This window comes from Streptomyces sp. NPDC053076, assembly GCF_044546845.1.
Classification (GTDB): domain Bacteria; phylum Actinomycetota; class Actinomycetes; order Streptomycetales; family Streptomycetaceae; genus Streptomyces.
Genome location: NZ_JBITZL010000008.1, coordinates 339,018 through 365,914, shown reverse-complemented (window position 1 = coordinate 365,914; position 26,897 = coordinate 339,018). Strand labels below are relative to the sequence as shown.

Below are 26,897 nucleotides of genomic sequence, written 5' to 3'. Positions count from 1 at the left end.
GGTCGCGGGCGGCCTCCAGTTCCGCCTTGGTGAAGCCCGGTGACCGGGGTGCGCGGGACGCGCGGGGCGCCCCGGTCAGAGGATCGCTCCGGGGGTGTAGCCGGCGGCCTCCGGGTGCTGCTTGACGATCTCCTCGATCCGGCCGACGACCACGCCGACCTGGTCGGCGGCGGCACCGGTGAAGGAGAGCTTGTCGGCCATCAGCGCGGCCAGCTGCTCGCGGTCGAGCGGCAGCCGCTCGTCGGCGGCGAGCTTGTCGAGCAGGTCGTTCCGCTCGGCGCCCTGCTCACGCATGGCCAGCGCGGTGGCGACCGCGTTCTCCTTGATCGCCTCGTGCGCGACCTCGCGGCCGACACCGGACCGCACCGCGCCCATCAGGACCTTGGTCGTCGCCAGGAACGGCAGGTAGCGGTCCAGTTCGCGGGCGACCACCGCGGGGAAGGCGCCGAACTCGTCGAGCACCGTCAGGAATGTCTCCAGCAGCCCGTCCAGGGCGAAGAAGGCGTCGGGGAGGGCCACCCGGCGCACCACCGAGCAGGACACGTCACCCTCGTTCCACTGGTCGCCCGCCAGCTCACCGGTCATCGAGGCGTAGCCGCGCAGGATGACCATGAGGCCGTTGACGCGCTCGCAGGAGCGGGTGTTCATCTTGTGCGGCATGGCCGAGGAGCCGACCTGGCCCGGCTTGAAGCCCTCCGTCACCAGCTCGTGCCCGGCCATCAGCCGGACCGTCTTGGCCAGCGAGGACGGGGCCGCCGCCAGCTGCACCAGCGCGGTGACGACCTCGTAGTCCAGCGAGCGCGGGTAGACCTGGCCCACCGAGGTGAACGCCTGCGAGAAGCCGAGGTGGTGCGCGATGCGGTTCTCCAGCTCGGCGAGCTTGGACGCGTCACCGCCCAGCAGGTCCAGCATGTCCTGCGCGGTGCCGACCGGGCCCTTGATGCCGCGCAGCGGGTAGCGGGCAAGGAGCTCCTCGACCCGGCCGTGGGCGACGAGCAGCTCGTCGGCGGCCGTGGCGAAGCGCTTGCCGAGGGTCGTGGCCTGCGCGGCCACGTTGTGCGAGCGGCCGGCCATGACCAGCTCGGCGTACTCGCCGGCGAGCTTGCCGAGCCGGGCGAGGACGGCCACCGTGCGGTCGCGCATCAGCTCCAGCGACAGCCGGATCTGCAGCTGCTCGACGTTCTCCGTGAGGTCACGGGAGGTCATGCCCTTGTGCACGTGCTCGTGCCCGGCGAGGTCGTTGAACTCCTCGATCCGCGCCTTCACATCGTGCCGGGTGACCTTCTCGCGCTCGGCGATCGAGGCCAGGTCGACGGTGTCGAGGACGCGCTCGTAGTCGGCGATCGCCTCGTCCGGCACCTCGATGCCGAGGTCCTTCTGGGCCCGCAGCACGGCGAGCCAGAGCTGCCGCTCCAGCTTCACCTTCTGCTCGGGGGACCAGAGCGTGGCGAGCTCGGCGGAGGCGTAGCGTCCGGCGAGGACGTTCGGGATGCGGGGCTTGGCGGGCGCAGGAGTCACGTGTCCAGATTCTACTGGCGGTTCGTGCAGGCCAGCGCCACGCCCCCGTTAGGCGGAAGCTACGAGACGTACGCCACTGGATCCGGGTCCACCGGCTCGGCCGGCACCTCCCCCGGAATTTCGTGGCCGGCACGTCCTGTGGAATGTGTAGGCGGGCAGGTCCCCGTCTCGCGCGGTCCAGCGGCGGCCGACGTGGACGGCGTCCGCGGGATCGTGCGCCAGCCGGGGGCCGGGCTCGCGGATCCGGCCCCTGACGTCGATCACCCGGGCCGTCATGGCCGGGAGGGGAGGGGCTACGCCTGGCCCTCGTACGGCAGCAGCTCCGGCCGCTTCGGCGGCAGGCCGTCCCCCGAGGAGCGGCCGGTCAGACGCCGGCCTATCCAGGGCAGCAGGTGCTGCCGGGCGAACCGCGCGTCGGCCACCCGCCGGCTCATCCAGCCGGGCGGGAGCGTGGCCGCCATCGGCACGTGCCAATCGGTGTCCTCCGGCTCGTACCCGAGGGTCTGCCACACCGCCTCGGCGACCCGGCGGTGCCCCTCCGCCGTCAGATGCAGCCGGTCGACGTCCCACAGCCGCGGGTCGGCCAGCGCGGGTGCCCCGTACAGGTCGACCACCAGGGCGCCGTGCTTGTCCGCCAGCTCGTCCACGCAGGCGAACAGCTCCTCCATGCGCGGCCGGAACCGCTCCAGCACCGGGCCCTGGCGGCCGGGACTGCGCATCAGCACCAGCTGCTTGCAGGAGGGCGCCAGCCGCTCCACGGCCTCGGTGAGCAGGCCCCGGACCCGGTCCATGTCGCACTTGGGGCGCAGGGTGTCGTTGAGCCCTCCGACCAGGGTGATGACGTCGGCGTTCATGGCCGCGGCGGTCGGCACCTGCTCGTCGACGATCTGCCCGATCAGCTTCCCGCGCACGGCGAGGTTGGCGTACCGGAAACCGGGGGTACGGGCGGCCATCCGGGCGGCGAGCAGATCCGCCCAGCCCCGGTAGGAGCCGTTGGGCAGCAGGTCCGACATGCCCTCGGTGAAGGAGTCGCCGACCGCGACCAGGCTGGAGTACGGGGGAGGAGTGGGATTCGTCTGCATGGCGACAGAGATGGTATCCCGGCGCCATACCCACCGGTCGGTCACCCCGGGGAACGCCTGCGCGACCCGCCGGACGCGCTCGTGTCCCGGCCCGCGCCACCCGCCGGACGCGCTTGTGTCCCGGACCGCGCCAGGCTCCGGACGCGCTTGTGTCCCGGCCCGCGGCACGCTCCCGACGCACGTCCGGCAGCAGCCCTCGCATCACCCGGGAGTCGGCTGACCGAACAGCTGCCGCAGTACGTCCTCCATGGTCACCAGGCCCGTCAGCCGCCCGTCGTCGTCGAGCACGGCGGCCAGGTGTGTCCGGCTCGCCCGCATCGCGGTGAGCACGTCGTCCAGTGGGGTTCCCTCCCGCACGCGTGCGATGGGCCGCATGTCGCGCAGCCGGAACGGCATGTCCCGCGGCGAGGCGTCCAGGGCGTCCTTGACGTGCAGGTAGCCCGCGATCCGGCGGCCGGTGTCGACCACCGGGAACCGGGAGAAGCCCGACTCGGCCGACAGGCGCTCCAACTGCTCCGGGGTGACACCCATGCGCGCGTAGACCACCCGTTCCAGCGGTACGACCACGTCCCGCACCGGCCGGCTGCCCAGCTCCAGGGCGTCGTGCAGCCGTTCCTGCGCCCGGCCGTCGATCAGGCCCGCCTCGCTGGCGTCCTTGACGATCTCGGCGAGCTCGGTGTCCGTGAAGGTGGCAGCGACCTCGCCCTTCGCCTCCACCCGCAGCAGCTTCAGCAGCCCGTTGGCGAAGGCGTTGACCGTGAAGATCACCGGGCGCAGGGCCCGGGACAGCGCGACCAGCGGCGGGCCCAGCAACAGCGCGCTGCGCACCGGTTCGGCGAGCGCGATGTTCTTGGGGACCATCTCGCCGAGCAGCATGTGCAGGTAGGTGGCCAGGGTCAGCGCGATCACGAAGGACACGGCGTGACCCGCGCTCGTGGGCACGCCGACCGCGTGGAACACCGGTTCCAGCAGATGCGCGATCGCCGGCTCGGCGACCACGCCCAGCACCAGCGTGCACAGCGTGATGCCCAGCTGGGCGGCGGCCAGCAGCGCGGACACATGCTCCAGACCCCACAGCACGCTGCGCGCGCGGCGGTCGCCCTCCTGGGCCAGCGGCTCGATCTGCGAGCGGCGCACGGAGATGAGCGCGAACTCCGCGCCCACGAAGAAGGCGTTGACGACGAGGGTCGACAGACCGATCAGCAGCTGTACGGCGGTCATCGCGTCCCCTCCCGTGTCCCGCGGGCTCTGCGGGCCCCGTCGGTCCGTTCGTCGTCCAGCGGCGCGTGCAGCAGCACGCGGGCGGCCCGTCGGCCCGAGGCGTCGACGACGTCCAGCCGCCAGCCGGCCACCTCGACGCAGTCCCCGACGGCCGGTATCCGGCCCAACTCGGTCGCGACCAGGCCGGCCAGCGTCTCGTACGGGCCCTCGGGCACGCGCAGGCCCACGCGCTTGAGCTGGTCGGTGCGGGCGGCGCCGTCCGCCGAGTACAGGGCCCGGCCCCGCTCGTCCGCGCCGGCGGGGGCGAGGTCGGGCGTCTCGTGCGGGTCGTGCTCGTCCCGCACCTCGCCGACGACCTCCTCCACGATGTCCTCCAGGGTGGCCACGCCGGCCGTACCGCCGTACTCGTCGATGACGACGGCCATGGTGCGCCTGCCGGAGAGCCGGTCCAGCAGCCGGTCCACGGTCAGGGACTCGGGCACCAGGAGCGGTTCGCGCATCAGCTGCGCCACCGTGCGGTGGGGCCGCTGGTCGGCGGGGACGGCCAGGACGTCCTTGATGTGGGCGGTCCCGACGACCGAGTCCAGGCTGCCCCGGTAGACCGGGAACCGGGACAGGCCGGTGGCCCGCGTGGCGTTGGCGACGTCCTCGCAGGTCGCCTGCATGTCCAGCGCGACGACCTGGACGCGCGGGGTCATCACGTTCTCGGCCGTGAGGTCCGCCAGGTTCAGCGTCCGGACGAACAGCTCGGCGGTGTCCGCCTCCAGCGCGCCCTCCTTGGCGGAGTGCCGGGCGAGAGCGGCCAGCTCCTGGGGACCGCGCGCGGAGGCCAGCTCCTCGGCCGGTTCGATGCCGAGCCGGCGCACGAAACGGTTCGCCGTGTTGTTCAGGTGCGTGATGAAGGGCCGGAAGGCCGCGCTGAACCAGCGCTGGGCGCTGCCCACCCGCCTGGCCACGGCCAGCGGCGAGGAGATCGCCCAGTTCTTGGGCACCAGCTCGCCGACGACCATCAGGAACACCGTCGACAGGGCGGTGCCCAGCACCAGGGCGACCGAACTCGCCGTGGTCCGGGACAGGCCCATCGCCTGGAACGGGCCGGCGAGCAGCCTGGCGACCGACGGCTCGGCGAGCATGCCGACGACCAGGTTGGTGACGGTGATGCCCAGCTGGGCGCCGGAGAGCTGGAAGGTCAGGTTCCGTACAGCCTTCAGGGCGCCCGAGGCACCGCGCTCGCCGCGCTCGGCGGCCCGCTCCAGCTCGCCGCGTTCCACCGTGGTCAGCGAGAACTCCGCCGCCACGAAGGCGCCGCAGGCCAGTGACAGCAGGATCGCCACCAGAAGAAGGAGTACTTCGGTCATCGGGTCACCCCCGTCCCAGGATCGGGCAGGGCAGGGGAGGACGCGCGGCGTCGCGGACCGGGAGGCTCGCCCATGGGCGGACGCTCACAACCTTTCATGGAGGGCCGAGTGCTCCCTCCAGAGTAAAGGATGGGCAAAGAATGGCCGCTGAGTGGCCTTCCTGTCTCAGTCGGTGAGGGGCTTCACCCAGCGCCGCCAGTGCTCCTCCGGTCCGTACCCGGCCGCGCGCCAGGCGTGGTGCGCCGTCTCGTTGCGCACCAGCACCAGCACCAGCACCAGCACCAGCACCATCGCGTCCGCCCGCCGTCCGCCGAGCCGTACGAGAAGCGTTCCCCGGCGGCGGCCGGCAGCGCCGAGCCGACGCCCTGCCGCCGCCGCTCCGGATGGACCGCCAGCCGGTACGGAGGGCACCGCCAGCCGTCGAACCCGGCGATCACCGTCCCCACCACGCCGGCTCCGGCTCCGGCCGCGGACCGTCACTCGTGGGCGATCGCCGCCAGCACGTTCATCCGCGACGCCCGCAGCGCCGGCAGCAGGGCCGCGACCACGCCCACCACCGCCGAGCCGATCACCACCGCCACGATGGTGCCCCAGGGGATCGCGAACGCCGTCAGTCCCCGCAGGGCCAGCACCTGCTGCATGCACACACCCCACACCAGGCCCAGCGCCAGACCGAGGACGGCGCCGAACACGGCGATCACCACCGATTCCAGCCGGATCATCCGGCGCAACTGCCGTCGCCCGAGTCCGATCGCCCGCAGCAGCCCGATCTCCCGGGTCCGCTCCACGACGGACAGGGCGAGGGTGTTGACCACGCCGAGCACGGCGATGACGATCGCCAGGCCGAGCAGCGCGTACACCAGATACAGCAGCACGGCGATCTGGTCGTGCACCAACTCCTTGTAGTCGGCCTGGTCGCGCACCTGCACCTGGGGGAAGGCCGTGAGCGCCCGTTCCAGGCGGGGCCGCAGGTCCGTCGCCGCCGTGCCGGGGGCCGCATTGACGTAGAGCGCCGAGTCCTGCCCGTCCGGCACGTACTTCTCCAGCGTCGCCAGCCCGAAGAAGATGCCGCCCTGGGTGCCGAATCCCTCGGCCGACTCCTGGTCGGTCAGCGCCCCGACGGTCAGCTCCGCCCGTCTCCCGCCGGGGAAGTCGACCGGCAGCACGCTGCCGAGGCGCACACCGTGCTCCTCGGCGTAGTCGGCGTCCAGGGCCAGGTGTCCGTCGGCCAGGGCGGCCGCCGAGCCACCCCGCGCGTACGTCAGGTGTGCGACGTCGTCGAGCCCGGGGCCGTACCCGGCGGCGGTCGTCGTCACCCGCCGGCCGTCCGGCAGGCGAACGGCGACGGGCGTGAGCCGCTGCCGTACGACGAGCCCGACGCCACCGGTCGCAGTGACGCGGCCCGCGATCTGGCGGGTGAAGGGTGTGAAGTTGGCGTTCTGGACGACGAAGTCGGCGCCCAGCGTCCGGTCTATCTGCCGGTCGAACGACGCGGACATCGAGGCGCTCGCCACCGACATCCCGCCGACCAGGGCCAGGCCCACCATCAGCGCGGCGGCCGTGGCGCCGGTCCGGCGCGGATTGCGCAGGGCGTTGCGCTGGCTCATCCGGCCGACCGGGCCGAACAGCGCGGGGAAGGCCGCGCCCAGCACCCGGATCACCGGCCGCACCAGCAGCGGCCCGGCGACCACGGTCGCGATCAGGGTCAGGGCGACTCCGACCCCCAGCAGGGAGGCCGCCTGTGCGGTACGTGTCGCCGCCGCGCACCCGGCCAGCGCCGCAGCGCCGGCCGCCCCGACCACGGCCCCGGCGATCGCCCGCACCTTCAACGGCTTGCCCACACCGGCGACCTCGGCATCCGCGAGCGCCGCCATCGGCGAGACCGCCGCCGCGCGCCGCGCCGGCAGATAGGCGGCCACGAAGGTGACGCCGAGGCCGACGACATAGGCCGCGACGGGCGTCCCCCAGCCGATCACCATCTGCGTGGCCGCCAGGTTCATGCCGAACGCGCTCATCAGCCGGATCAGCCCGTACGCCAGCCCCACCCCGGCGGCCAGCCCGAGTGTCGAGCCGACCAGCCCCAGCAGCAGGGCCTCGGTGAGCACCGAGCGCCGCACCTGGCGCCGGTCCGCGCCCAGCGCCCGCAGCAGGCCCAGTTCACGAGTGCGCTGGGCGATCAGCATCGAGAACGTGTTGACGATCAGGAACACGCCCACGAGGAGTGCGACGCCGGCGAAGCCCAGCATCACGTACTTGATCACGTCCAGGAACGTGCCGAGGGTGGCCGCGGCCGACTTGGCCTGTTCCCCGGCGGTCTTCAGGTCGTACGTCCGGGTGCCGAGCGCGGCGCCGATCCGGCGCTTGAGTTCGGCGTCGGACACGCCCGCCGCCGCGTCCGCCGAGACGCCGGTCGCCTTCGCGGACGAGCCGAGCAGTTCCCGGCCGGCCACCGCCGGGTCCAGGTAGACCAGGGCCGCCCCCGGGTTGGTCGTGGTGAAGGTGGCGATGCCGACGACCCGCACCCGGAACGTGCCGGGCTGTGCCTGCACGGTCAGTGTGTCGCCGATCCGCACGTGCTTGCGGCCGACCGTGTCGGCGTCCAGCAGCGCTTCCCCGGGACCGTGCGGGGCATGCCCCGAGGTGAGCTTCACCGGGCTGTGCCGGGTGACGTACCAGCCCTTGGCGACGGTCGGGGCGCCGGTGGTCGGGCCGACGGACTTGTTGTGGCGGTCGACGACGACGACGTTCTGCACCGAGACCTCGGCGCGGGCCGCCGCCACCCCCTCGACCTTCGCCACCCGCTCGCGCAGCGCGGCGGGCAGCGTCTGCACCGCACCGCTCAGCCGGGCCGAGCTCAGATCCTGCTTCGGCTGGACCGTCACATCGGCCGCGGTGGACGCGAACAGCCGGTCGAACGTGCGGGTGACGGTGTCGGAGAAGATCAGGCTGCCCGCGACGAACGCCACGGACAGGATCACGGCCAGCGCGGACAGCGCCAGCCGCCCCTTGTGCGCGAGAAAGCTCCGCAGGGTCGCCTTGAGCACCGGGTCAGCCCTCCTGGGCGGCGCGTCCGTCGCCGGACGGTCTCCGGCCCACGTCGAATCGTTTCATCCGCTCGAGCACCGCCTCCGACGTCGGCTCTGGGATCTCGTCCACGATCCGCCCGTCGGCGAGGAAGAGCACCAGATCGGAGTGGGCGGCGGCACCCGGGTCGTGCGTGACCATGACGACGGTCTGGCCGAGATCGTCCACGGCGCCGCGCAGAAAGCCGAGCACCTCGAGGCCGGCCTGCGAGTCCAGGTTGCCGGTCGGCTCGTCGGCGAAGATCAGTTCGGGCCGGGAGGCCAGCGCCCGCGCGCAGGCGACCCGCTGCTGCTGGCCGCCGGAGAGCTGGGCCGGGCGGTGCCCCAGGCGGTCGCGCAGCCCGAGGGTGTCGATGACCTGTTCCAGCCACCGCTCGTCGGGCTTCCGGCCCGCGATGTCCATCGGCAGGGTGATGTTCTCCGCCGCGGTCAGCGTAGGGATGAGGTTGAACGACTGGAACATGAACCCGATCCGGTCCCGTCGCAGCCGGGTCAGCTCCCGCTCGCGCAGCCCCGTGATCTCGGTGCCGCCCAGCCACACCTGACCGGCCGAGACGGTGTCGAGTCCGGCGAGGCAGTGCATGAGCGTGGACTTGCCGGAGCCCGACGGGCCCATCACGGCGGTGAACCGGCCCCGCGCGATGTCCACGTCCACCGCGTCCAGGGCGAGCACGGCCGTCTCACCGGAGCCGTACGCCTTGGTCAGCCCGCGGGCGCGGGCCGCGATCCCGCCGTCCGGCGCGCGGCCGGGTGCGTGCTGCGCAGCAGCTGTCGACAAGGCCGCCTCCCGGTCGCCTGTACTCCCCGTCCCGGGGCGAGCGTAAGGGACAGCCGGGACCCGGCGCAGCGCATCCGTGCGCCCTTGCCGACGCTAGCGTCGCGGCGCTAGCGTCGAGACATGGCGAAGACCCAGCTGAACGTGCGCGTGGACGAGGACACCGCCCGCGCCGCCCGGGAGCGCGCCCTGGCCCGCGGCATGAGCGTCAACCGCTACATCGAAGAGCTGGTCAGACAGGACGCCGGGGAGGCGGGCCGCACCTTCGTCGAGGCCGCCGCCGACTTCATGAAGCAGTACGAGTCCGTGTTCAGCGAGGAGTTCGGCGAGGCCCGCGGCACCGGCGTGGGGGACGAGCGCCGCTGAGCCGTGCGGCTCGTCCCTCCGGACCGCTCTCCCGAGGGGTGATCCGCCGTAACCGCTTTCCCGTAACCGCTTTCTTGAAGTCGCTCTCCCGGAGCCGGTCCCTTGAACGAACTCAGCATCGACCTCGCCTGGCTCCTCATGCTCGCCGAACAGAAGACCCCGGGGGACCCCCAGGTCACCGACTGGGGTGCGCTGGTCGCCGCCGTCGCCCGGCACCGGGCCGAGATATTCGGCGTGCCGGTCTACGACACCCCGCAGGCCCGTGCCGCATCCCTGCTCCAGCTGCTGATCCACGTACCGGCGCTGGAACGCTCCAACGCGCTGTTCGCCTCCGCGGTCGCCTACGCCTATCTGGTGGCCGGCGGGGAGAAGGTGGCCACCACACCCGAGCAGGTGCGGGACCTCGCCCGGCTGGTGAAGGACGGCGCGGCGAGCGTCGACGACATCGCGCGCGAGCTGCGCCGCTGGAGCAGCTGATCAGCGCGGCGTCGACGGCATCGCGCCGCGAGCTGCGCCAAAGCAGCTGATCAGCGCTCGCCCGGCTGGTCCGGCCGCCAGGCCACCCCGAGCGGGCAGTAGGAGGTCGGCGGCACCGGGCTGATCAGCGCTCGTCCGGCTGGTCCGGCCGCCAGGCCACCCCGAGCGCGCAGTAGGAGGTCGGCAGCACCGGTCCCCGCTCCGGCAGCAGCACGCGCCGGTGCGGTCCGAGGCGGAATCCGGCCTCGCGCAGCGCGGCGACCGGCTCCCGGGACAGATGGCAGCCGCCGTTGAGAACCGGCCACAGGGTACGGTCCAGGGCGTGCTGGGTCAGCGTCATCATCCGGCCGCCGCCCTGCCCGTGTTCGAAGAAGCGCACCTCGCCGCCGGGCCGGAGCACCCGCCGTACCTCGCCGAGCGCCCGGGCGACATCCCGCACACTGCACAGCACCAGCGACAGCACGGCCGCGTCGAACGCCTCGCTCTTGACCGGCAGCGCCTCCGCCGCGCCCGGCACCACGTCCACCGGCACCTGGGCGCGCAGCGCGGCCTCCAGCGCCAGGCGTCTGAGCACCGGCTCCGGTTCGATCGCGACGACCTCCGCGACCTCCCCGGGGTAGTGCCGGAAGTTCAGCCCGTTGCCCGCACCGATCTCGATCACCCGCCCGCACAGCCCGGCGAGCAGCCGCTCCCGCACCCCGGCCATCCCGAGCCGGGACTCGGCGCCGACGCTGATCCGGGCGTAGTAGCGGGCGAACAGCGGATGGTGGACGGACCCCCGCGCCACCTGGCCGGAACGGGTGGACAACAGCCGCATGGCAAACCTCCCTGGACAGGACGCCCTGGGGAGAGTGTCCCCCGGGACACCTCGGCGCACCCCACCGAACTCCGGCCGTGCCCCCGCCGTACCACCGCTGGGGGGCGTGACGGTCATCCACCCGGAGATGCCGCGGGGTGGGTGACATGCGCGCCGTACCACCGCCGGGGGGCGTGATGGTCACGTACCCGGAGATGCCGCGGGGTGGGTGACACCACCGCTGAGGGGTGTGGCGGTCACCCACTCTGACCGAGGCGCGGGGTGGGTGACGGCGTCTCACCTCGTCACCCGGGCAGGGCTACGGCGCCGCGCGCACCCGGAACGCCTCCGCGTCCCAGGTCCCGTCCAGCCGCGGGGCGAGCCAGCCCGGCGCCGCCGCGCGGAACTCGGCGGGCGGCAGCGCTCCGGCCCCGGCCGGCAGCGCCCCGAGCAGCGGGGCGGCCGCGACCTCGGGCAGATCGGTCACGTTGCAGCGGGCGGCCAGATCGGGGTCGTCGGGCCAGCTGCCGATCACCATGCCGGCCAACTCCAGCTCACGGCGGCGCAGTTCGCGGGCCGTCAGCTCCGTGGTGTTCAGGGTGCCGAGCCCGGCCTGCGCGACGATCAGCACCGGCGCGTCCAGCAGCCGGGCCACGTCGGCCAGGGTGCCGCCGGCCGCGTCGAACCGGACGAGCAGCCCGCCCGCCCCCTCCACCAGCACCAGATCGTGCTCGGTGGCCAGCTTGGCGGCCCGCTCGGCCACCTCGTGCGGGTGCACCGGCGCCATGGCGGCCCGCCGGGCCGCCGTGCCGGGCGCCAACGGTTCGGGGAAGCGGGCGAGTTCGTCGGCCGTGACCGGGCCGGCGAGCCGCGCGACCTCGTCCGCGTCCCCGCGCTCGTCCGGCCCCACACCCGTCTGGGCGGCCTTCAGCACGGCCACCGAACGCCCGGCGGCGAGCGCCGCGGCGGCGACGGCGGCGGTGGTGACGGTCTTGCCGACCTCCGTGCCCGTTCCCGTGATCACCAGTACCGGCATCTCATCCCTCCCGTGCCGCGGCGCACACCGCGCGCGCGATCCGTGCCACGTCCTCGTCCGAGGTGACGTACGGCGGCATCGTGTAGATCAGGTCGCGGAACGGGCGCAGCCACACGCCCGCCCGCACGGCGGCGTCCGTGGCCGCCCGCATGTCGACCGCGTGGTCGAGCTGAACGACCCCGATGGCCCCCAGCACGCGGACGTCCCGCACCCCGGGAACATCGAGCGCCGGCGCCAGGCCCTCCCGCAGACCCGCCTCGATCCGCTTGACCTGGGAGAGCCAGTCCTGCCCCAACAGCAGTTCGACGGAGGCGTGGGCCACGGCGGCCGCCAGCGGGTTGCCCATGAACGTCGGGCCGTGCGCGAGCACCGGCACCTCGCCCCGCGAGATGCCGTCGGCGACCCGCGCGGTGCACAAGGTGGCCGCCATCGTCAGATAGCCGCCGGTCAGCGCCTTGCCCACGCACATGACGTCGGGTGTGACGGCCGCGTGGTCAGCCGCGAAGAGCGCGCCGGTGCGGCCGAAGCCGGTGGCGATCTCGTCGAACACCAGCAGGACGTCGTGCGCGTCGCACGCCTCGCGCAGCACCCGCAGATAGGCGGGGGAGTGGAAGCGCATCCCGCCCGCGCCCTGCACCACCGGCTCCACGATCACCGCGGCCAGCTCGTGCGCGTGCCGCGCGATCAGCTCGCGCAGCTGCTCCGCGTACGACTCCTCGTACTCGGCGGGCGGCGGGTCCGCGAACACCTGGCGCTGCAGCACGCCGGTCCACAGCTCGTGCATCCCGCCGTCGGGGTCGCACACCGACATCGGCTGCCAGGTGTCACCGTGGTAGCCGCCGCGCCAGGTCAGCAGCCGCTGTTTGCCCGGCCGGCCGATCGAGCGCCAGTACTGCAGGCACATCTTCACCGCGACCTCGACGGACACCGAACCGGAGTCGGCCAGGAAGACGTGTTCCAGACCGTCCGGCGAGATGTCGACGAGGAGCTTCGCGAGCCGGACGGCCGGCTCGTGCGTGAGCCCGCCGAACATCACATGGCTCATCCGGCCCAGCTGCCCGCGCGCGGCCTCGTTGAGGACCGGGTGGTTGTAGCCGTGGATGGCCGACCACCACGACGACATGCCGTCGACCAGCTCACCGGAGCCGTCCGCCAGCCGCAGCCGGACGCCGCTCGCCGCCTCCACGACGAGCGGTTCCACCTGCCCGGGCATCGGGCCGTACGGATGCCACACATGGCGCCGGTCCAGTTCCAGCAGCTCCGGCACCCCGAGGTCAGGCATTGGGGGCGAGATCCGTTCCGGCGCCCCGGCGGCGTACGGCGACGAGATCGGTGCGCGCCTCACCGGCCGCGGGAACGGTGGCCGTGCCGGCGCCCGGGGGAACGGCCGCCGTGGCGGCGCTCGGAGCGACGGCCGCCGAACCGCACACGCCGCCGCCCTCGTGCGAGCCGCAGCCCGCGTCGGCGTGCGACCCGCAGCCCGCGTCGGCCTGCGAGCCACAGCCGGTGCTCGCGTGCGACCCGCAGCCGCCCGTCTCCCCGGCGCGGTGCTCCGGAAGCGTCACCTGGTCGGCGCCCTCCACCTCGAAGCCGGCGTCCGCGATCATCTCCAGGTCGGCCTTGCCGGCCTGGCCCTCGCTGGTCAGGTAGTCACCGAGGAAGATCGAATTGGCCAGGTGCAGCGCCAGCGGCTGCATGGTGCGCAGGTGGACCTCACGACCGCCGGCGATGCGGACCTCCACGTCCGGGCAGACGAACCGGACCATCGCCAGGATCCGCAGGCAGCGCTGCGGGGTGAGGTTCCACTCCTTGGCCAGCGGGGTGCCCTCGAACGGGATCAGGAAGTTCACCGGCACCGAGTCCGGGTCCAGCTCACGCAGCGAGAACACGACGTCGACGAGGTCCTCGTCGGTCTCGCCCATGCCCGCGATGAGACCCGAGCAGGCGGACAGACCGGCCGCGTGCGCCTTGTGCACCGTGTCCACCCGGTCGGCGTACGTGTGGGTGGTGGTGATGTCCTCGTACGTGGACTCGGAGGTGTTGAGGTTGTGGTTGTAGGCGTCGGCGCCGGCCTCGCGCAGCCGCTCGGCCTGGCCGTCGGAGAGCAGGCCGAGGCACGCGCAGACCTCGACGCCCTCGTTCTGCTCCTTGATGGTCTTGATGGTCTGCGAGACCCGGTCCACGTCCCGGTCCGTCGGACCGCGCCCGCTGGCCACCAGGCAGACCCGCTTGGCGCCACCCGCGAGGCCCGCGGCGGCGGCCTCGGACGCCTCGTCCGGCTTGAGCCAGGTGTACTTCAGGATGTCGGCCTTGGAGCCGAGCCGCTGGGAGCAGTAGGAGCAGTCCTCCGGGCACAGACCGGACTTGAGGTTGACCAGATAGTTGAGTTTCACCCGTCGCCCGAACCAGTGCCGGCGCACCTTTCCGGCCGCGGCCACCACGTCGAGCAGATCGTCATCGGAGGTGGCCAGCACGGCGAGCGCTTCCTCGCGGGTCGGCAGCTCGCGCCGAAGCCCCTTGTCCACCAGCGTGTTCAGCAGGTCCATGAGGTCCGATCCTGTCCTACGGGACCGTCCCGGGCCAAGGAGACTTCGCACAACAGAGGCGGTTCACCGTGTGGGTATTGCCACACACTGGGTGGCTGGTCGTACCGCTAGGGTCTGTCCGCTACCTACAAAAGCACCGGAGGACCCATGGCGTTCGGGTGGATCGACGAGCAGGCCGAGGCGCGCCGCCGCGCCGGACTCGTACGGACCCTGCGTCCACGCCCCGCCGACTCGCCGCTGCTGGACCTGGCGAGCAACGACTACCTGGGCCTGGCCCGCCATCCCGAGGTCACCGGGGGAGCGGCCGAGGCCGCGCGGACGTGGGGCGGCGGCTCCACCGGCTCCCGGCTGGTCACGGGCACCACCGGGCTGCACGTCGAGCTGGAGCGGGAACTGGCCGCGTTCTGCGGCTTCGAGGCGGCCCTGGTGTTCTCCTCCGGGTACGCCGCCAACCTGGCCGCGGTCACCGCGCTCGGCCCGCACGGCTCGCTGATCGTGTCCGACGCGGGCAACCACGCCTCCCTCATCGACGGCTGCCGGCTCGCCCGGGGCGGGACGCAGGTGGTCGGGCACGCCGACCCGGAGGCCGTGCGCAAGGCGCTCGGCACGCACGAGGGGGCGGCGATCGTCGTCTCCGACACGGTGTTCTCCGTGGACGGGGACCGGGCGCCGCTGACCGCGCTGGCCGCGGCGTGCCGGGAGCACGGCGCGGGACTGGTGGTGGACGACGCCCACGGGCTCGGGGTGCTGGGCGACGGCGGCCGGGGCGCGCCGCACGCGGCCGGGCTCGCGGGCGCCGACGACGTGGTGGTCACCGCCACCCTGTCCAAGTCGCTGGGCAGCCAGGGCGGGGTGGTGCTCGGTCCGGCCGGGGTGATCGACCACCTGGTCAACGCGGCCCGGACGTTCATCTTCGACACGGGTCTGGCACCGGCGGCGGCAGGTGCCGCGCTGGCGGCGCTGCGGCTGCTCCAGCGCGAGCCGGAACGGGCGGCGCGCGCCCGGGAGGTGGCCGCGGACCTGCACGCGCGGCTGACCGCCGCGGGTCTGGAGGCGGTACGTCCGGACGCCGCGGTGGTCTCCGTGCGGGCACCCTCCCCGGAGCAGGCGGTGCGCTGGGCGGCCGACTGCCGGACGGCGGGCCTGGCCGTGGGCTGCTTCCGTCCTCCCTCCGTGCCCGACGGCATCTCACGGCTGAGGCTGACCGCCCGCGCGGACCTCACCGGGGCCGAGATCGAACGCGCTGTACGAGTCATCGGCGAAACGCGACCATGAGTCGGCGTGACACGGCCGTGTGTCGCACGAGTGTGCAGAGAATTTGATCGATTTCGATCAGAGCGTGGTGACGAAGCCCGCCCAGCTGGCGGGGGAGAAGAGCAGCGCGGGTCCGGTGGGGAGCTTCGAGTCGCGCACGGCGAGCAGCCCGGCCGCGGGTCCGGAGTGCGGCCGGGCCGTCTCCACGCAGTTGTTGGCTCCCGTGCTGTAGCTGCTGCGCAGCCAGCGCACGTGTTTCAGATCGATACTGGCAGGGACGTTCCGAGGCAGAGCTGACATGGTGCCTCCTTACGCGCCGTCACCTATCCCGGCGATGTAGTCCAACGATTCCTGGGGGGAAAGGGCATGGAACTGAAGAGTGCTGAAGGCCTCGGAGTAGGTCATCAGGTCTTCTTTCCGTTCCAGGTAGAGGCTACTCGTCAACTGGTCGACAACAACTACGTCCAGATCAGAAGTGCTCGGAAATGAGAAAATAACGAAAGGCCCGGTGAGGCCGACATGGGCTCCCGCCGCGAAGGGCAACACCTGGAGCCGCACCTGGGGCAGGCGGGCGGCCTCCATCAGCCGCTCCAGCTGCCGGGCCATCACCCCGGGACCGCCGACCTCGCGGCGCAGCACCGCCTCGTCCAGCACGGCGCTCAGCACCAGCGGCGGGTTCGAACGCAGTACGTCCTGCCTGGCCAGACGCACCTCCACCAGCGTGTCCAGCCGGTCCTCGTCGAGGTCCTTCACCGCCGCCCGGGTCACCGCGCGGGCGTACTCGGGGGTCTGCAGCAGGCCGGGCACGACCGTGGTCTCCAGGGTGCGCATCGCGCTCGCCTGCGACTCCAGGCTGATGAAGTCGCGGTAGGTCGGCGGCAGCACCCCGCGATAGGCGTGCCACCAGCGGTGCCGGCCGCCGGTGTCGTCCGACCCCGACAGCATCAGCAGCAACTCGCGCAGATGTCTGTCCCGCACCCCGTAGGCGTCGAGCAGTAACCGCAGATCGGCCGGTTTCACACCACTGGCGCCGGTCTCGATGCGGCTCACCTTCGACTGGTGCCAGCCGACCAGCCGGGCCGCCTCACCGCTCGTGAGCCCGGCGCCGGTACGCAGCGTGCGCAGTTCGGCGCCCAGTTTGCGACGCCGCACTGCCGGACCGTTCTGCATAGGCTCTTCCTTACTCCTTATGGGCCGACCAAATACGGTCTCGCGTCGCAGAGTTCACCGCTTCGAGCGACAGATATATGCATATCTTGGTGGATCGCACCCCGTGTCGGCCCGGTGATGGCAGTCTGGCGGGCAAGCACCAGTCCGGGACCGTACTCGAACCCTCCGCCGTATGTCGGACCGCGGTCCCGCGGGAAAGGGACGACGTCGCCATGGCAGACCATCTGGAAGCATCCGTCACCCTGCCGAGCGATCCCGCCTCGGTCTCCGCCGCCCGCTCCTACGTCGTGGGCACCCTGGTGGAGTGGGGCCTGCCGTCGGACACGGAAGCGGCCGACACCGTCCGCCTCATCGTCTCCGAACTCGCCACGAACGCCGTACAGCACACCTTCGGTCAGTCACCCACCTTCACGGTCGACATCGCGCTGCACCATGACGAACACCTGCGCATCGGCGTCACGGACAGCCATCCCCGCTTCCCCAAGAGACTGCCCGCCGCCGTCCAGCAGGACAACGGGCGCGGCATGGTCATCATCCGCTGCCTCACGGCGGAGTGCGGCGGCAGACTCCGCATCCGCCCCACCCGTGAGGGCGGCAAGACGGTCTCCATCGAACTCCCCTGGGCGCTCCCGGCGGCACCGGTCCCAGCGGGACGACCGCAGGAGCAGTAGCCCCGGGTGCCGCGGTGACCTGAACGGCGGGTCGTGGTCCGCGACCGACAGCCGTACGTCGCGACGCGCCCGGCGGAACGCGCTCGACCGCCGGCGGCAGCGGAGGGCCTCCGGCGGTCGAGAAGTGTCCAGCGGCAGCACGCCCCCGGGGGGCCGCCCGTGGGCTCCAGGCGGGCGCCGGAGCGGCGCCGGCGGCGCTGGGAGCGGCCCGGCTGCTGGAGCCGCTCCTGGCCTCGCGGCGGGTCAGCTCACCCGGCCGTACCACACGCTCTTCGTCCAGATCTTCTGGAGCCTGACCACGTCCCCGGTCCTCGGGGCGTGCCAGATCTTGCCGTGGCCGGCGTAGATGCCGACGTGGTACACGCTGGAACCCGAGTGGAAGAACACCAGGTCGCCGGCCTTGCGGCTGCGGGAGGAGACATGGTGGGTCTTGTTGTACTGCTGGGCGGCGGTCCGCGGCAGCTTCTTGCCCGCCTTCTTGAACGAGTAGAGCGTCAGCCCCGAGCAGTCGAACCTGCGCGGTCCGCTGGCGCCCCAGCTGTACGGGGCACCCTTCTTGGAGGCCGCGACCTTGAGTGCTTTCGTCGCGATGGTCGCGGCGGAGGCGTCGGTGGCGAGGCCGGGCACCGCGATCGAGCCGCCCACGGCGGCGAGGGTGAGAGCCGAGGCCGTGCCGGCCCGGGCCATCAGCGACGGGACACGATTGAGCGCAGTCATGCGCAACCCTTCGTCAGCCGCCTGTGAAGGATGACCTGTCGGATTCGGGCTGGCGAAGTTGCCCGGCCGCGTTGCCACGGCTTCACCCCAAGGGTCGCTGGGAGCGTCCGTTCCGTCTGTGTCGAACAGACGGACATCCGTTCCGGTGACCCGCCTTGCCTGGGTCCTCCACTCCTGCCGATCCACTCCTGTCGACCGGTCATCCGGGCGGCGGCAGGACTCGGCGTCCGCCCGGATCGCCCCGCCGCGGTGGCGGGGGCTTGTCGTCAGACAGGGATCTTGACGCACGACTGTCAGAAAATCCCAACGGAACCGTGGATTTGTGGCGTTACTCACCACTCGCCCGTTCGGGTGGACACTGCTCTGTTCGAGCTTCCGTCAATTCCCGGACGTAGCCCCGGACCTGGGGAAAGGGGTCGTCCGGCGACACACGAACCCGCGCGTTGCGCAACTCGGGAGCCCCGGAAAACGATCAGGATGTCCACCGGTCGGCGGTACGTCGTTCGGGCCGTTTCAAGTCCGGTCCGAACGACGCGTGTCGACGCGCGGGTTCCGACGGTCCCGCCGGATGTCCGCCTCAGCCCACGCCGTCGGTCGGGAGCGCGACGCGAGCGGCGCGGCGTTCACCGTCCAGCACCCGCAGCGCCCGTGCCAGCGTGTCCCCGTGCAGCTCCGTCTCGCCCCGCCGGTGCATCAGCGCGAGCGCGTCCCGCAGCTCTGCCGCCTTGCGCACCAGGGCCTGGGCCGCACGCAGTCCGGCGTAGGTGTCACCGTGCCTGGCGGGGTTGATGCGCCCCAGCAGGTCGATCGCCTCCAGGTAACGGTCGACCAGCTCGCCCTCGGCGCGGGTCAGGGCGGGCAGCGGTGGAAGTTCCGGCAGCATGGGTGGCTCACCTCGCGTCCGGTGCGCCGGGCGTGTCCCGGCGGCTGGGCACGATGCCGTCCACAAGTCCGTACGCGAGCGCCCCGGAGGCGTCCAGGACCAGGTCACGCTCCAGATCCTCGTGGACCTGCTCGGCCGTGCGCCCCGTGTGCCGGACGAGCATCTCCTCCAGCGTCCCGCGGACCCGGGACAACTCTTCGGCCTGGATGAGGAGGTCGCTGGGCTGGCCGCGCACCGGCTCCGGCAGCGAGGGCTGTTCCATCACGATCCGGGCGCCGGGCAGCGTGAACCGCTTGCCCGGGGCGCCGGCCGCGAGCAGCACCGCGGCCGAGGCCGCGGCCTGCCCCAGGCAGTAGGTCGCCACGTCGCAACTGACGTACTGCATCGTGTCGTAGATCGCCGCCATGGCCTCGAAGGAGCCGCCCGGCGAGTTGAGGTACAGGGTGATGTCCTGGTCCGGGGCGGCGTGTTCGAGGTACATGAGCTGGGCCGTCACGTCGCTCGCCGCCGCGTTGTCGACCGGGCTGCCGAGGAAGACGATCCGGTCCTCGAAGAGCTTCGCGTACGGATCGAGGGTGCGCACGGCGGCTCCGGTGCGCTCGGTGAACTCGGGCAGGACATGGCGGGCGAACGATCGGGTCATGGACATGCGCCTCCTCATGACGAGGCCCCAGTGGGCTCGACTTCTGTAAAAAATGTACAGGACGTACGTGACGTTAGAATGGAGTCATGGCCTATGAGATTCCGGTGACGCAAGCCAGGGCTGAACTCGCCGACCTGATCAACCGGGTGGTGTACGGCGGTGAACGCGTCGTCGTGACCCGGCACGGCAAGCCGCTGGTCGCGCTGGTCTCGGCCGCCGACCTGGAGCGGCTCGACGCGCTGGACGGCCAGGCCGAGGAGCAGATCATCAGCTCGGTGTCCGGGGTGCGCGAGTCCGGTTCGGTGCCGCGCGGACAACAGCGCTTCGGGATCGCCGCGGAGCACCGCCGGCCCGGCACCTCCTGAACCGCCCGTCTCTGCGGGAGCCCATCGGGCGGTCATGGGGGGACCAAGGGCTGGTTTAACGTCGTTGAAACTCCGGCGCTCTAGCCTGCCGATCCACGCCACCAGGGGTTTTTCCACCCGGATTCGCGGATGATCCGGGGATTTGTCTGTGTGTTACACCTACCCCCGTCGCGGTGGCTGCGGCAACCGGACCCCGCACGGTCCGGAGCGAGGACTGTGAGGTGGGACGTGCAACTGACCCCGCACGAACAAGAACGGCTGCTCATCCACGTGGCGGCCGACGTCGCCGAGAAGCGCCGGGCCCGTGGACTCAGGCTGAACCATCCAGAAGCGGTCGCCCTCATCACGTCGCACATCCTGGAAGGCGCGCGGGACGGCCGCACCGTCGCCGAACTGATGTCCTCCGGTCGCAAGATCCTGACCAGGGGCGACGTCATGGACGGCATCGCGGAGATGATCCATGACGTCCAGGTGGAGGCCACCTTCCCGGACGGCACCAAGCTCGTCACCGTCCACGAGCCGATCATCTGAGGCCCCGCGATGATTCCCGGAGAGATCCTGTTCGCGGAGGACCCCGTCAACTTCAACGCCGGTCGTGACGTCACCCGTCTGATCGTCCTCAACGCCGCCGACCGCCCCGTCCAGGTCGGCTCCCACTACCACTTCGCCGAGGCCAACCCCGGCCTGGACTTCGACCGTGCCGCCGCCCGCGGCAAGCGGCTGAACGTCGCGGCCGGCACCGCCGTCCGCTTCGAGCCCGGCATCCCCGTGGAGATCGAACTCGTGCCGCTGACCGGCGCCCGGATCGTGCCCGGCCTGCGCGGCGAGACCGGAGGTGCCCTCGATGCCTGAGATCTCCCGCGGGGCGTACGCCGACCTGTTCGGGCCCACCACCGGGGACCGGATCCGGCTCGCCGACACCGACCTGCTGATCGAGATCGAGGAGGACCGCTCCGGCGGGCCCGGCGCGTCCGGGGACGAAGCCGTCTTCGGTGGCGGCAAGGTCATCCGCGAGTCCATGGGCCAGTCCCGCGCCACCCGGGCCGAGGGCACCCCCGACACCGTGATCACCGGTGCCGTCGTCGTCGACCACTGGGGCATCGTCAAGGCCGACATCGGCATCCGCGACGGCCGGATCACCGCCCTCGGCAAGGCCGGCAACCCCGACACCATGGACGGCGTCCACCCCGAGCTGGTCATCGGCCCCGAGACGGAGATCATCGCGGGCAACGGGCGCATCCTGACCGCCGGCGCCATCGACGCGCACGTCCACTTCATCTGCCCCCAGGTCGCCGACGAGGCACTGGCCTCCGGCGTCACCACGCTGGTCGGCGGCGGCACCGGCCCCGCCGAGGGTTCCAAGGCCACCACCGTCACCCCCGGCCCCTGGCACCTGGCGCGCATGCTGGAGGCGATGGAGGCGTACCCGGTCAACGTCGGCTTCCTCGGCAAGGGCAACACCGTCAGCCACGACGCGATGCTCTCCCAGATCCGCGGCGGCGCCGTCGGCCTGAAGCTGCACGAGGACTGGGGCTCCACGCCCGCCGTGATCGACGCCGCGCTCACCGTCGCCGACCGGACCGGCATCCAGGTCGCCATCCACACCGACACCCTGAACGAAGCGGGCTTCGTCGGCGACACCCTCGCGGCCATCGCGGGCCGGGGCATCCACTCGTACCACACCGAGGGGGCCGGCGGCGGCCACGCACCCGACATCATGACCGTGGTCTCGCAGGCCAACGTCCTGCCCAGCTCCACCAACCCGACCCGGCCGTTCACCGTCAACACGACCGAGGAACACCTCGACATGCTGATGGTGTGCCACCACCTGAACCCCGCCGTCCCCGAGGACCTGGCGTTCGCCGAGTCCCGGATCCGGCCGTCCACCATCGGCGCGGAGGACGTCCTCCACGACCTCGGGGCGATCTCGATCATCTCCTCCGACTCCCAGGCCATGGGCCGCGTCGGCGAGGTCGTCCTGCGCACCTGGCAGACCGCCCACGTCATGAAGCGCCGGCGGGGCGCGCTGCCCGGCGACGGCCGCGCCGACAACCACCGCGTCCGGCGCTATGTCGCCAAGTACACGATCAACCCGGCGCTCGCCCAGGGCCTCGCCGCCGAGACCGGCTCCGTGGAGGCCGGCAAACTCGCCGATTTGGTGCTGTGGGAGCCCGCGTTCTTCGGGGTCAAACCGCTCCTCGTCATCAAGGGCGGCCAGATCGCCTACGCGCAGATGGGCGACGCCAACGCCTCCATCCCCACCCCGCAGCCGATCCTGCCCCGCCCGATGTACGGTGCGATCGGCCGCGCCCCGGCCGCCAACTCGGTCAACTTCGTGAGCCGGCTGGCGTTGGAGGACGGGCTGCCGGAGCGCCTGGGACTCGGCAAGCGGTTCGCGGCGATCGAGTCCACGCGCGCGGTCACCAAGGCCGACATGCGCGAGAACGACGCCCGGCCGGACGTCCGGATCGACCCCGACAGCTTCGCCGTGCACATCGACGGCGAACTGGTCGAGGCCGCCCCGGCCGCGGACCTGCCCATGGCCCAACGCTACTTCCTCTTCTGAGGGCGGTGTCATGTCAAGGGCAGCACTGCTCGTCCTGGCCGACGGCCGCTTCCCCGCCGGAGGCCACGCGCACTCCGGTGGGGCGGAGGCCGCCGTCAAGGCGGGCCGCATCACCGACGCCGCGAGCCTGGAGGCGTTCTGCCGGGGCCGGCTGCACACCGCCGGACTGGTCGCGGGCGCGCTCGCGGCGGCGGCCGTCCTCGGCGCCGACCCGGGTGAGCTGGACGCGGCGGCCGACGCCCGTACCCCGTCGCCGGCCCTGCGGACCGCTGCGCGGCGCCTGGGCCGGCAGCTGCTGCGGGCCGCCCGGGCGAGCTGGCCGTCGGACGAACTCGACGCCGTGGCCCGCGTGTTCCCCAAGGGCGCCCATCAGCCGGTCGTGCTCGGCCTCGCCGCTCGCGCGGCCGGACTCGCGCCCGAGGACGCGGCCCACTGCGCGGTGTACGAGAGCGTGAGCGGGCCGGCGACGGCCACCGTGCGGTTGCTGAGCCTGAACCCGTTCGACGCGACCGGAGTCATGGCCCGGCTGGCACCGGAGCAGGACCGCGTGGCGGACCGCGCCGTGGCGGCGGCACGCAGAGTGCGCGCCGAGGGCGTCGACGCGCTGCCGGCGGCGTCCGGGCCGCTGCTGGAGGTCGGTGCGGAGTGGCACGCGGCCTGGCCGGTACGGCTGTTCGCATCCTGAGCGGTGCCGCCGCCCCACCTCGACCCGTCCCGTCGTCCGGGGCTCGCGCCCCGCCGTCCCCATCCGTCCCGTCGCCCGGCGGCTGCGCCCCGCCGCCTCTACCCGTCCCGTCGTCCGAGGGCTGCGCCCCGCCGCCCGCCGCCCCCACCCGTCCCGTCGTCCGAGGGCTGCGCCCCGCCGCCCGCCGCCCCCACCCGTCCCGTCGTCCGAGGGCTGCGCCCCGCCGCCCGCCGTCCCCACCCGTCCCGTCGTCCGGGGGCCCCGCCGCCCCTGTCCGTCCCGTTGTCCCGGGGCTCGGCCCCTTCACCCCGCCGGGGGCCGGCCGCCCCCTGGCCCCCCGTCGGCCTGATCGGCCTCGTCCTCGGACGCCCGGCCGGGCTGTTGCCCCGGGCCACTCACACTGGAGCCGTACATGCACCTCGACCACACCCACCCCGGGCCCGCCGCCGTCAGTGCCGACGCCCGCCGTCCCGACGGAACCCGGCGGGCCCTGCGCGTCGGGCTCGGCGGACCCGTCGGGTCCGGCAAGACCGCCACCGTCGCCGCCCTCTGCCGGGCGCTGCGCGACCAGCTCTCCCTCGCGGTCGTCACCAACGACATCTACACCCGTGAGGACGCCGAGTTCCTGCTCCGGGAGGCCGTGCTGCCGCCCGAGCGGATCACCGCCGTCGAGACGGGCGCCTGTCCGCACACCGCGATCCGCGACGACATCTCCGCCAACCTCGAAGCCGTCGAGGACCTGGAGGACGCGGTCGGCCCGCTGGACCTCATCCTTGTCGAGTCCGGCGGCGACAACCTCACCGCCACCTTCTCCAAGGGGCTCGTGGATGCCCAGATCTTCGTGATCGACGTCGCCGGCGGTGACGACATCCCGCGCAAGGGCGGCCCCGGTGTCACCACCGCCGACCTGCTCGTCGTCAACAAGACCGACCTCGCCCCGTACGTCGGCTCCGACCTCGCCCGGATGGCCGCCGACGCCAAGGCCCAGCGTGCCGAACTCCCCGTAGTGTTCCAGTCGTTGCGCGGCACGACCGGGGTCTCCGACGTGGCCGCGTGGGTGCGCGGGCGGCTCGCCGCGTGGACGGCATGACCCTCACCGGAGTCCGGGCGAACGCCCGGATCGTGGCCCGCGCCGACGGGCGCGGCGGTACGGCCCTGCCCGTCCTGGACGGCGAGGGCCCGCTGGCGCCGCGCCGCACCCGGTCGAGCGGATCCGAGGCGAAGGTCATGCTCGTCGGCGCGATGAGCGGCCCGCTCGGCGGCGACCGCTTCACGCTGGGAGCCCGGGTGGAGGAGGGCGCCCGGCTGCACGTCGGGTCGGCCGCCGCCACCATCGCGCTACCGGGGCAGGCCAAGGGAGAAGCCCGCTACGACGTACGGCTGGAGGTCGCCGGCGGCGCCGAACTGCGCTGGCTGCCCGAGCAGTTGATCTCGGCCGACGGCAGCGATCTGCGTGTCACCACCCGGGCCGAACTGGGCGCCGGCGCCCGCCTCGTGCTGCGCGAGGAGCAGGTGCTGGGCCGGTCCGGGGAGCAGCCCGGGCGGCTCACCAGCCGGCTGACCGTACGGTCCGCCGACCGCACCCTGCTGGACCAGGAGCTGGCCTGCGGGCCCGGCGCACCTGGCGGCTGGGACGGGCCGGCCGTGCTCGCCGGCCACCGGGCGGTCGGGCAACTGGTGGTCGTCAAGCCGGAGTTCGTCGAACACCAGCCGGCCGCGGAGATGCTGGGGGAGTGCGCCGCGCTGGTTCCGCTCGCCGGTCCCGCCGTACTCGTCAGCGCCGTCGCCCCGGACGCCCTGCGGCTGCGGCGGCTGCTGGACGAGGCGCTGACCCGGCTCGGCTGAGCGCCGAGAAAGGGCGGGGGCCGTGTCCAGGTGCGGCTGTGCCGTGTGGGCGCACTCCACACGATGCCGCCGCCGACGCAGGGCGGCACATCATGGCACGACGCGCGGGTGATTCGCTCAGCGGGACATGATCGTCCGGTTATCGGATTGGTAAATTCGGGTGGCAACCCCTGTTCTCAGCGGGCTCACAGCCGGAAGGATCCCCGTCTGACAACTCAGCGAGGTTCGGGGAGGGGCCCACTTGAGGGAGAACAAACCGAAGAGCAGCCTGCTGGCGCTCGGTTCGGCCGGAGTACTCGTCACCGCCACCCTGATCGCCGGGGCGGTGTCGGCGCCCATGGCCGGCGCCACCTCCCGGCCCGGTCCGGACCGAGAGGCCAAGGGCGCCGCGACAGCGGCCGCCCGGGCCGCCAGGGCCGGCATCCACTGGCAGGACTGCCCGGCCGACTGGGGGCTGGCCAAGCCCATCCAGTGCGGCTGGGTCAGCGTGCCGCTCGACTACGCCCACCCGTACGGCAAGCAGATCAAGCTCGCCGTGGACCGCATCGGCAACACCGGCACGAAGAAGGAACGTCAGGGCGCGCTCGTCTACAACCCGGGCGGACCCGGCGCCTCGGGCCTGCGCTTCCCGACCCGGGTCACCGGCAAGAACCCCGTCTGGGCGAACGTCGCCAAGGCGTACGACTTCGTCGGATTCGATCCGCGCGGCGTCGGCCACTCGGCGCCCATCTCCTGCGTCGACCCGCAGGAGTTCGTGAAGGCGCCCAAGGCCGACCCGGTGCCGGACAGCACGGCCGACAAGACCGCCCAGCGCAAGCTGGCCCGCGAGTACGCGGAGGGCTGCGGTGAGCGCAGCGCCGCCATGCTGCCGCACATGACCACGCCGAACACCGCCCGCGACCTGGACGTCATCCGCGCCGCGCTGGGCGAGAGGAAGCTCAACTACCTCGGCGTCTCCTACGGCACCTACCTCGGCGCCGTCTACGGCACCCTCTTCCCGGGGCACCTGCGCCGCATGGTCGTGGACAGCGTGGTCGACCCGGCCCGCGAGAACATCTGGTACGAGGCCAACCTGAAGCAGGACATCGCCTTCGAGGGCCGCTGGAAGGACTGGGAGGACTGGGTCGCCGCCAACGACGCCGCCTTCCACCTCGGCACCACCCGCGCCGCCGTCCAGGACAAGTGGCTCGGGCTGCGTGCCACCGCGAAGAAGAGCCCCCTCGGCGGGGTCGTCGGCCCGGCCGAGCTGATCTCCTTCTTCCAGAGCGCGCCGTACTACGACTCCGCGTGGGTGCCGGTCGCCACGGCCTTCAGCAAGTACTACGCCGGTGACACCCAGGCGCTGATCGACGCCGCCTCCCCGGACCTGTCGGACACCGCCGGCAACATCGCCTCGGAGAACGGCAACGCGGTCTACACGGCCGTCGAGTGCGCCGACGCCAAGTGGCCCACCAGCTGGCGGAAGTGGGACCGGGACAACACCCGGCTCAACCAGCAGTACCCGTTCATGACCTGGGCCAACGCCTGGATGAACCTGCCCTGCGCCACCTGGCCCGCGAAGCAGCACACCCCGGTCGAGGTCAAGACCCACAAGGGCCTGCCGCGGGTGCTGATCGTGCAGTCCACCCGTGACGCCGCCACCCCCTACGAAGGCGCCGTCGAGCTGCACAAGCGCTTCAAGGGCTCCCGCCTGATCACCGAGAGGGACGCGGGCTCCCACGGAGTGACCGGCCTGGTCAACCCGTGCATCAACGAGCGCGTCGACGCCTACCTGATCGACGGCACGCTCGACGGCAAGGACGTGACCTGCACCCCGCACGCCACGCCCAAGCCCTGACCG

At 72.6% G+C, this 26,897-nt stretch carries 27 protein-coding genes, 1 pseudogene and 1 riboswitch; of the genes and pseudogenes, 12 read left to right on the top strand and 16 right to left on the bottom strand.

The annotated features are described in order from the left end of the window. Positions 1-75 precede the first annotated feature (75 nt). From purB to ACIGYR_RS30215, 7 genes and pseudogenes are all read right to left on the bottom strand, one after another. On the bottom strand, positions 76-1,518 hold the full coding sequence (gene purB / locus ACIGYR_RS30245; RefSeq protein ID WP_391843358.1) for an adenylosuccinate lyase: 1,443 nt from the start codon (positions 1,516-1,518) through the stop codon (positions 76-78). Positions 1,519-1,811: 293 nt separating this feature from the next. After that, complete coding sequence (locus tag ACIGYR_RS30240; protein ID WP_399604941.1) at positions 1,812-2,600, bottom strand: SGNH/GDSL hydrolase family protein; 789 nt, start codon at positions 2,598-2,600, stop codon at positions 1,812-1,814. 201 nt (positions 2,601-2,801) lie between these two features. Further along, positions 2,802-3,821 carry a hemolysin family protein gene (locus ACIGYR_RS30235; protein ID WP_399604943.1) on the bottom strand — a complete coding sequence of 340 codons (1,020 nt, stop codon included), beginning with the start codon at positions 3,819-3,821 and terminating at the stop codon, positions 2,802-2,804. Then, complete coding sequence (locus tag ACIGYR_RS30230) at positions 3,818-5,179, bottom strand: hemolysin family protein (protein WP_399604944.1); 1,362 nt, start codon at positions 5,177-5,179, stop codon at positions 3,818-3,820. The genes ACIGYR_RS30235 and ACIGYR_RS30230 overlap by 4 nt, the downstream gene beginning before the upstream one ends. Positions 5,180-5,344: 165 nt before the next feature. Beyond that, positions 5,345-5,628: pseudogene (locus ACIGYR_RS30225) on the bottom strand (GNAT family N-acetyltransferase); the annotation flags it as partial. 27 nt (positions 5,629-5,655) lie between these two features. Then, complete coding sequence (locus tag ACIGYR_RS30220; protein WP_399604946.1) at positions 5,656-8,223, bottom strand: ABC transporter permease; 2,568 nt, start codon at positions 8,221-8,223, stop codon at positions 5,656-5,658. A gap of 4 nt (positions 8,224-8,227) precedes the next feature. Further along, a complete protein-coding gene (locus ACIGYR_RS30215; protein WP_391843368.1) occupies positions 8,228-9,040 on the bottom strand; it encodes an ABC transporter ATP-binding protein in 813 nt (270 codons plus the stop codon). 120 nt (positions 9,041-9,160) lie between these two features. On the opposite strand from ACIGYR_RS30215, the gene ACIGYR_RS30210 reads away from it, so the two are divergent. Next, positions 9,161-9,403 (top strand): toxin-antitoxin system HicB family antitoxin, encoded by a 243-nt coding sequence (locus ACIGYR_RS30210; protein ID WP_391843369.1) that lies wholly within the window; start codon positions 9,161-9,163, stop codon positions 9,401-9,403. Positions 9,404-9,505: 102 nt separating this feature from the next. Further along, positions 9,506-9,880 (top strand): fic family toxin-antitoxin system, toxin component, encoded by a 375-nt coding sequence (locus ACIGYR_RS30205; RefSeq protein WP_391843371.1) that lies wholly within the window; start codon positions 9,506-9,508, stop codon positions 9,878-9,880. Between the two features lie 124 nt (positions 9,881-10,004). Here ACIGYR_RS30205 and ACIGYR_RS30200 read toward each other — a convergent pair whose 3' ends face one another. The 4 genes from ACIGYR_RS30200 to bioB form a co-directional block, all read right to left on the bottom strand. Further along, the gene (locus ACIGYR_RS30200) at positions 10,005-10,697 is read right to left on the bottom strand and encodes a class I SAM-dependent methyltransferase (protein WP_399604949.1); all 693 of its coding nucleotides are present in this window, start codon (positions 10,695-10,697) and stop codon (positions 10,005-10,007) included. A gap of 298 nt (positions 10,698-10,995) precedes the next feature. Next, a complete protein-coding gene (gene bioD / locus ACIGYR_RS30195; protein ID WP_399604951.1) occupies positions 10,996-11,712 on the bottom strand; it encodes a dethiobiotin synthase in 717 nt (238 codons plus the stop codon). Position 11,713: 1 nt separating this feature from the next. Continuing rightward, positions 11,714-12,994, bottom strand: a complete 1,281-nt coding sequence (locus ACIGYR_RS30190; protein WP_391843377.1) for an adenosylmethionine--8-amino-7-oxononanoate transaminase — start codon at positions 12,992-12,994, stop codon at positions 11,714-11,716. After that, a complete protein-coding gene (gene bioB / locus ACIGYR_RS30185; protein ID WP_399604954.1) occupies positions 12,987-14,258 on the bottom strand; it encodes a biotin synthase BioB in 1,272 nt (423 codons plus the stop codon). Before bioB ends, ACIGYR_RS30190 begins: the two co-directional genes overlap by 8 nt. Before the next feature lie 147 nt (positions 14,259-14,405). On the opposite strand from bioB, the gene ACIGYR_RS30180 reads away from it, so the two are divergent. Continuing rightward, complete coding sequence (locus ACIGYR_RS30180; RefSeq protein ID WP_391843381.1) at positions 14,406-15,533, top strand: 8-amino-7-oxononanoate synthase; 1,128 nt, start codon at positions 14,406-14,408, stop codon at positions 15,531-15,533. A gap of 57 nt (positions 15,534-15,590) precedes the next feature. Here the strand turns inward: ACIGYR_RS30180 and ACIGYR_RS30175 are convergent, their stop codons facing one another. Together ACIGYR_RS30175 and ACIGYR_RS30170 are read right to left on the bottom strand one after the other, a co-directional pair. After that, on the bottom strand, positions 15,591-15,812 hold the full coding sequence (locus ACIGYR_RS30175; RefSeq protein WP_399604956.1) for a DUF397 domain-containing protein: 222 nt from the start codon (positions 15,810-15,812) through the stop codon (positions 15,591-15,593). A 9-nt stretch (positions 15,813-15,821) separates the two neighbouring features. Beyond that, the gene (locus tag ACIGYR_RS30170) at positions 15,822-16,682 is read right to left on the bottom strand and encodes a helix-turn-helix domain-containing protein (protein WP_399604957.1); all 861 of its coding nucleotides are present in this window, start codon (positions 16,680-16,682) and stop codon (positions 15,822-15,824) included. A gap of 212 nt (positions 16,683-16,894) precedes the next feature. On the opposite strand from ACIGYR_RS30170, the gene ACIGYR_RS30165 reads away from it, so the two are divergent. After that, entirely contained in the window at positions 16,895-17,353 is a 459-nt protein-coding gene (locus ACIGYR_RS30165) for an ATP-binding protein (RefSeq protein WP_391843387.1), read from the top strand. 243 nt (positions 17,354-17,596) lie between these two features. On the opposite strand, the gene ACIGYR_RS30160 is transcribed toward ACIGYR_RS30165, so the two are convergent. The 3 genes from ACIGYR_RS30160 to ACIGYR_RS30150 all read right to left on the bottom strand — a co-directional run bounded on the left by ACIGYR_RS30160 (position 17,597) and on the right by ACIGYR_RS30150 (position 19,596). Continuing rightward, positions 17,597-18,070: a C40 family peptidase gene (locus tag ACIGYR_RS30160; protein ID WP_391843388.1), complete on the bottom strand. Its 474-nt coding sequence runs from the start codon at positions 18,068-18,070 to the stop codon at positions 17,597-17,599. 3 nt (positions 18,071-18,073) lie between these two features. Beyond that, positions 18,074-18,306: riboswitch (cyclic di-AMP (ydaO/yuaA leader) on the bottom strand. Positions 18,307-18,647: 341 nt separating this feature from the next. Further along, positions 18,648-18,953 carry a hypothetical protein gene (locus ACIGYR_RS30155; protein WP_391843390.1) on the bottom strand — a complete coding sequence of 102 codons (306 nt, stop codon included), beginning with the start codon at positions 18,951-18,953 and terminating at the stop codon, positions 18,648-18,650. 7 nt (positions 18,954-18,960) lie between these two features. Then, positions 18,961-19,596: an ATP-dependent Clp protease proteolytic subunit gene (locus tag ACIGYR_RS30150; RefSeq protein WP_399604960.1), complete on the bottom strand. Its 636-nt coding sequence runs from the start codon at positions 19,594-19,596 to the stop codon at positions 18,961-18,963. An 86-nt stretch (positions 19,597-19,682) separates the two neighbouring features. Here ACIGYR_RS30150 and ACIGYR_RS30145 point away from each other — a divergent pair, with 86 nt between their 5' ends. The 8 genes from ACIGYR_RS30145 (at position 19,683) to ACIGYR_RS30110 (ending at position 26,894) form a co-directional block, all read left to right on the top strand. Then, entirely contained in the window at positions 19,683-19,961 is a 279-nt protein-coding gene (locus ACIGYR_RS30145) for a type II toxin-antitoxin system Phd/YefM family antitoxin (RefSeq protein WP_391843394.1), read from the top strand. Between the two features lie 228 nt (positions 19,962-20,189). Further along, positions 20,190-20,492, top strand: coding sequence for an urease subunit gamma (locus ACIGYR_RS30140; protein WP_399604962.1), 303 nt, complete (start codon positions 20,190-20,192; stop codon positions 20,490-20,492). A gap of 9 nt (positions 20,493-20,501) precedes the next feature. Next, positions 20,502-20,813, top strand: a complete 312-nt coding sequence (locus ACIGYR_RS30135; protein ID WP_399604964.1) for an urease subunit beta — start codon at positions 20,502-20,504, stop codon at positions 20,811-20,813. Next, positions 20,806-22,527, top strand: a complete 1,722-nt coding sequence (locus ACIGYR_RS30130) for an urease subunit alpha (RefSeq protein ID WP_391843398.1) — start codon at positions 20,806-20,808, stop codon at positions 22,525-22,527. The genes ACIGYR_RS30135 and ACIGYR_RS30130 overlap by 8 nt, the downstream gene beginning before the upstream one ends. Before the next feature lie 10 nt (positions 22,528-22,537). Continuing rightward, the gene (locus ACIGYR_RS30125) at positions 22,538-23,212 is read left to right on the top strand and encodes an urease accessory protein UreF (RefSeq protein WP_391843400.1); all 675 of its coding nucleotides are present in this window, start codon (positions 22,538-22,540) and stop codon (positions 23,210-23,212) included. Positions 23,213-23,624: 412 nt separating this feature from the next. Then, a complete protein-coding gene (gene ureG / locus ACIGYR_RS30120; RefSeq protein ID WP_391843402.1) occupies positions 23,625-24,302 on the top strand; it encodes an urease accessory protein UreG in 678 nt (225 codons plus the stop codon). Continuing rightward, entirely contained in the window at positions 24,299-25,057 is a 759-nt protein-coding gene (locus tag ACIGYR_RS30115; RefSeq protein WP_399604966.1) for an urease accessory protein UreD, read from the top strand. The genes ureG and ACIGYR_RS30115 overlap by 4 nt, the downstream gene beginning before the upstream one ends. 241 nt (positions 25,058-25,298) lie before the next feature. Further along, complete coding sequence (locus ACIGYR_RS30110; protein WP_399604968.1) at positions 25,299-26,894, top strand: alpha/beta hydrolase; 1,596 nt, start codon at positions 25,299-25,301, stop codon at positions 26,892-26,894. The last annotated feature ends 3 nt before the right edge of the window (positions 26,895-26,897 follow it).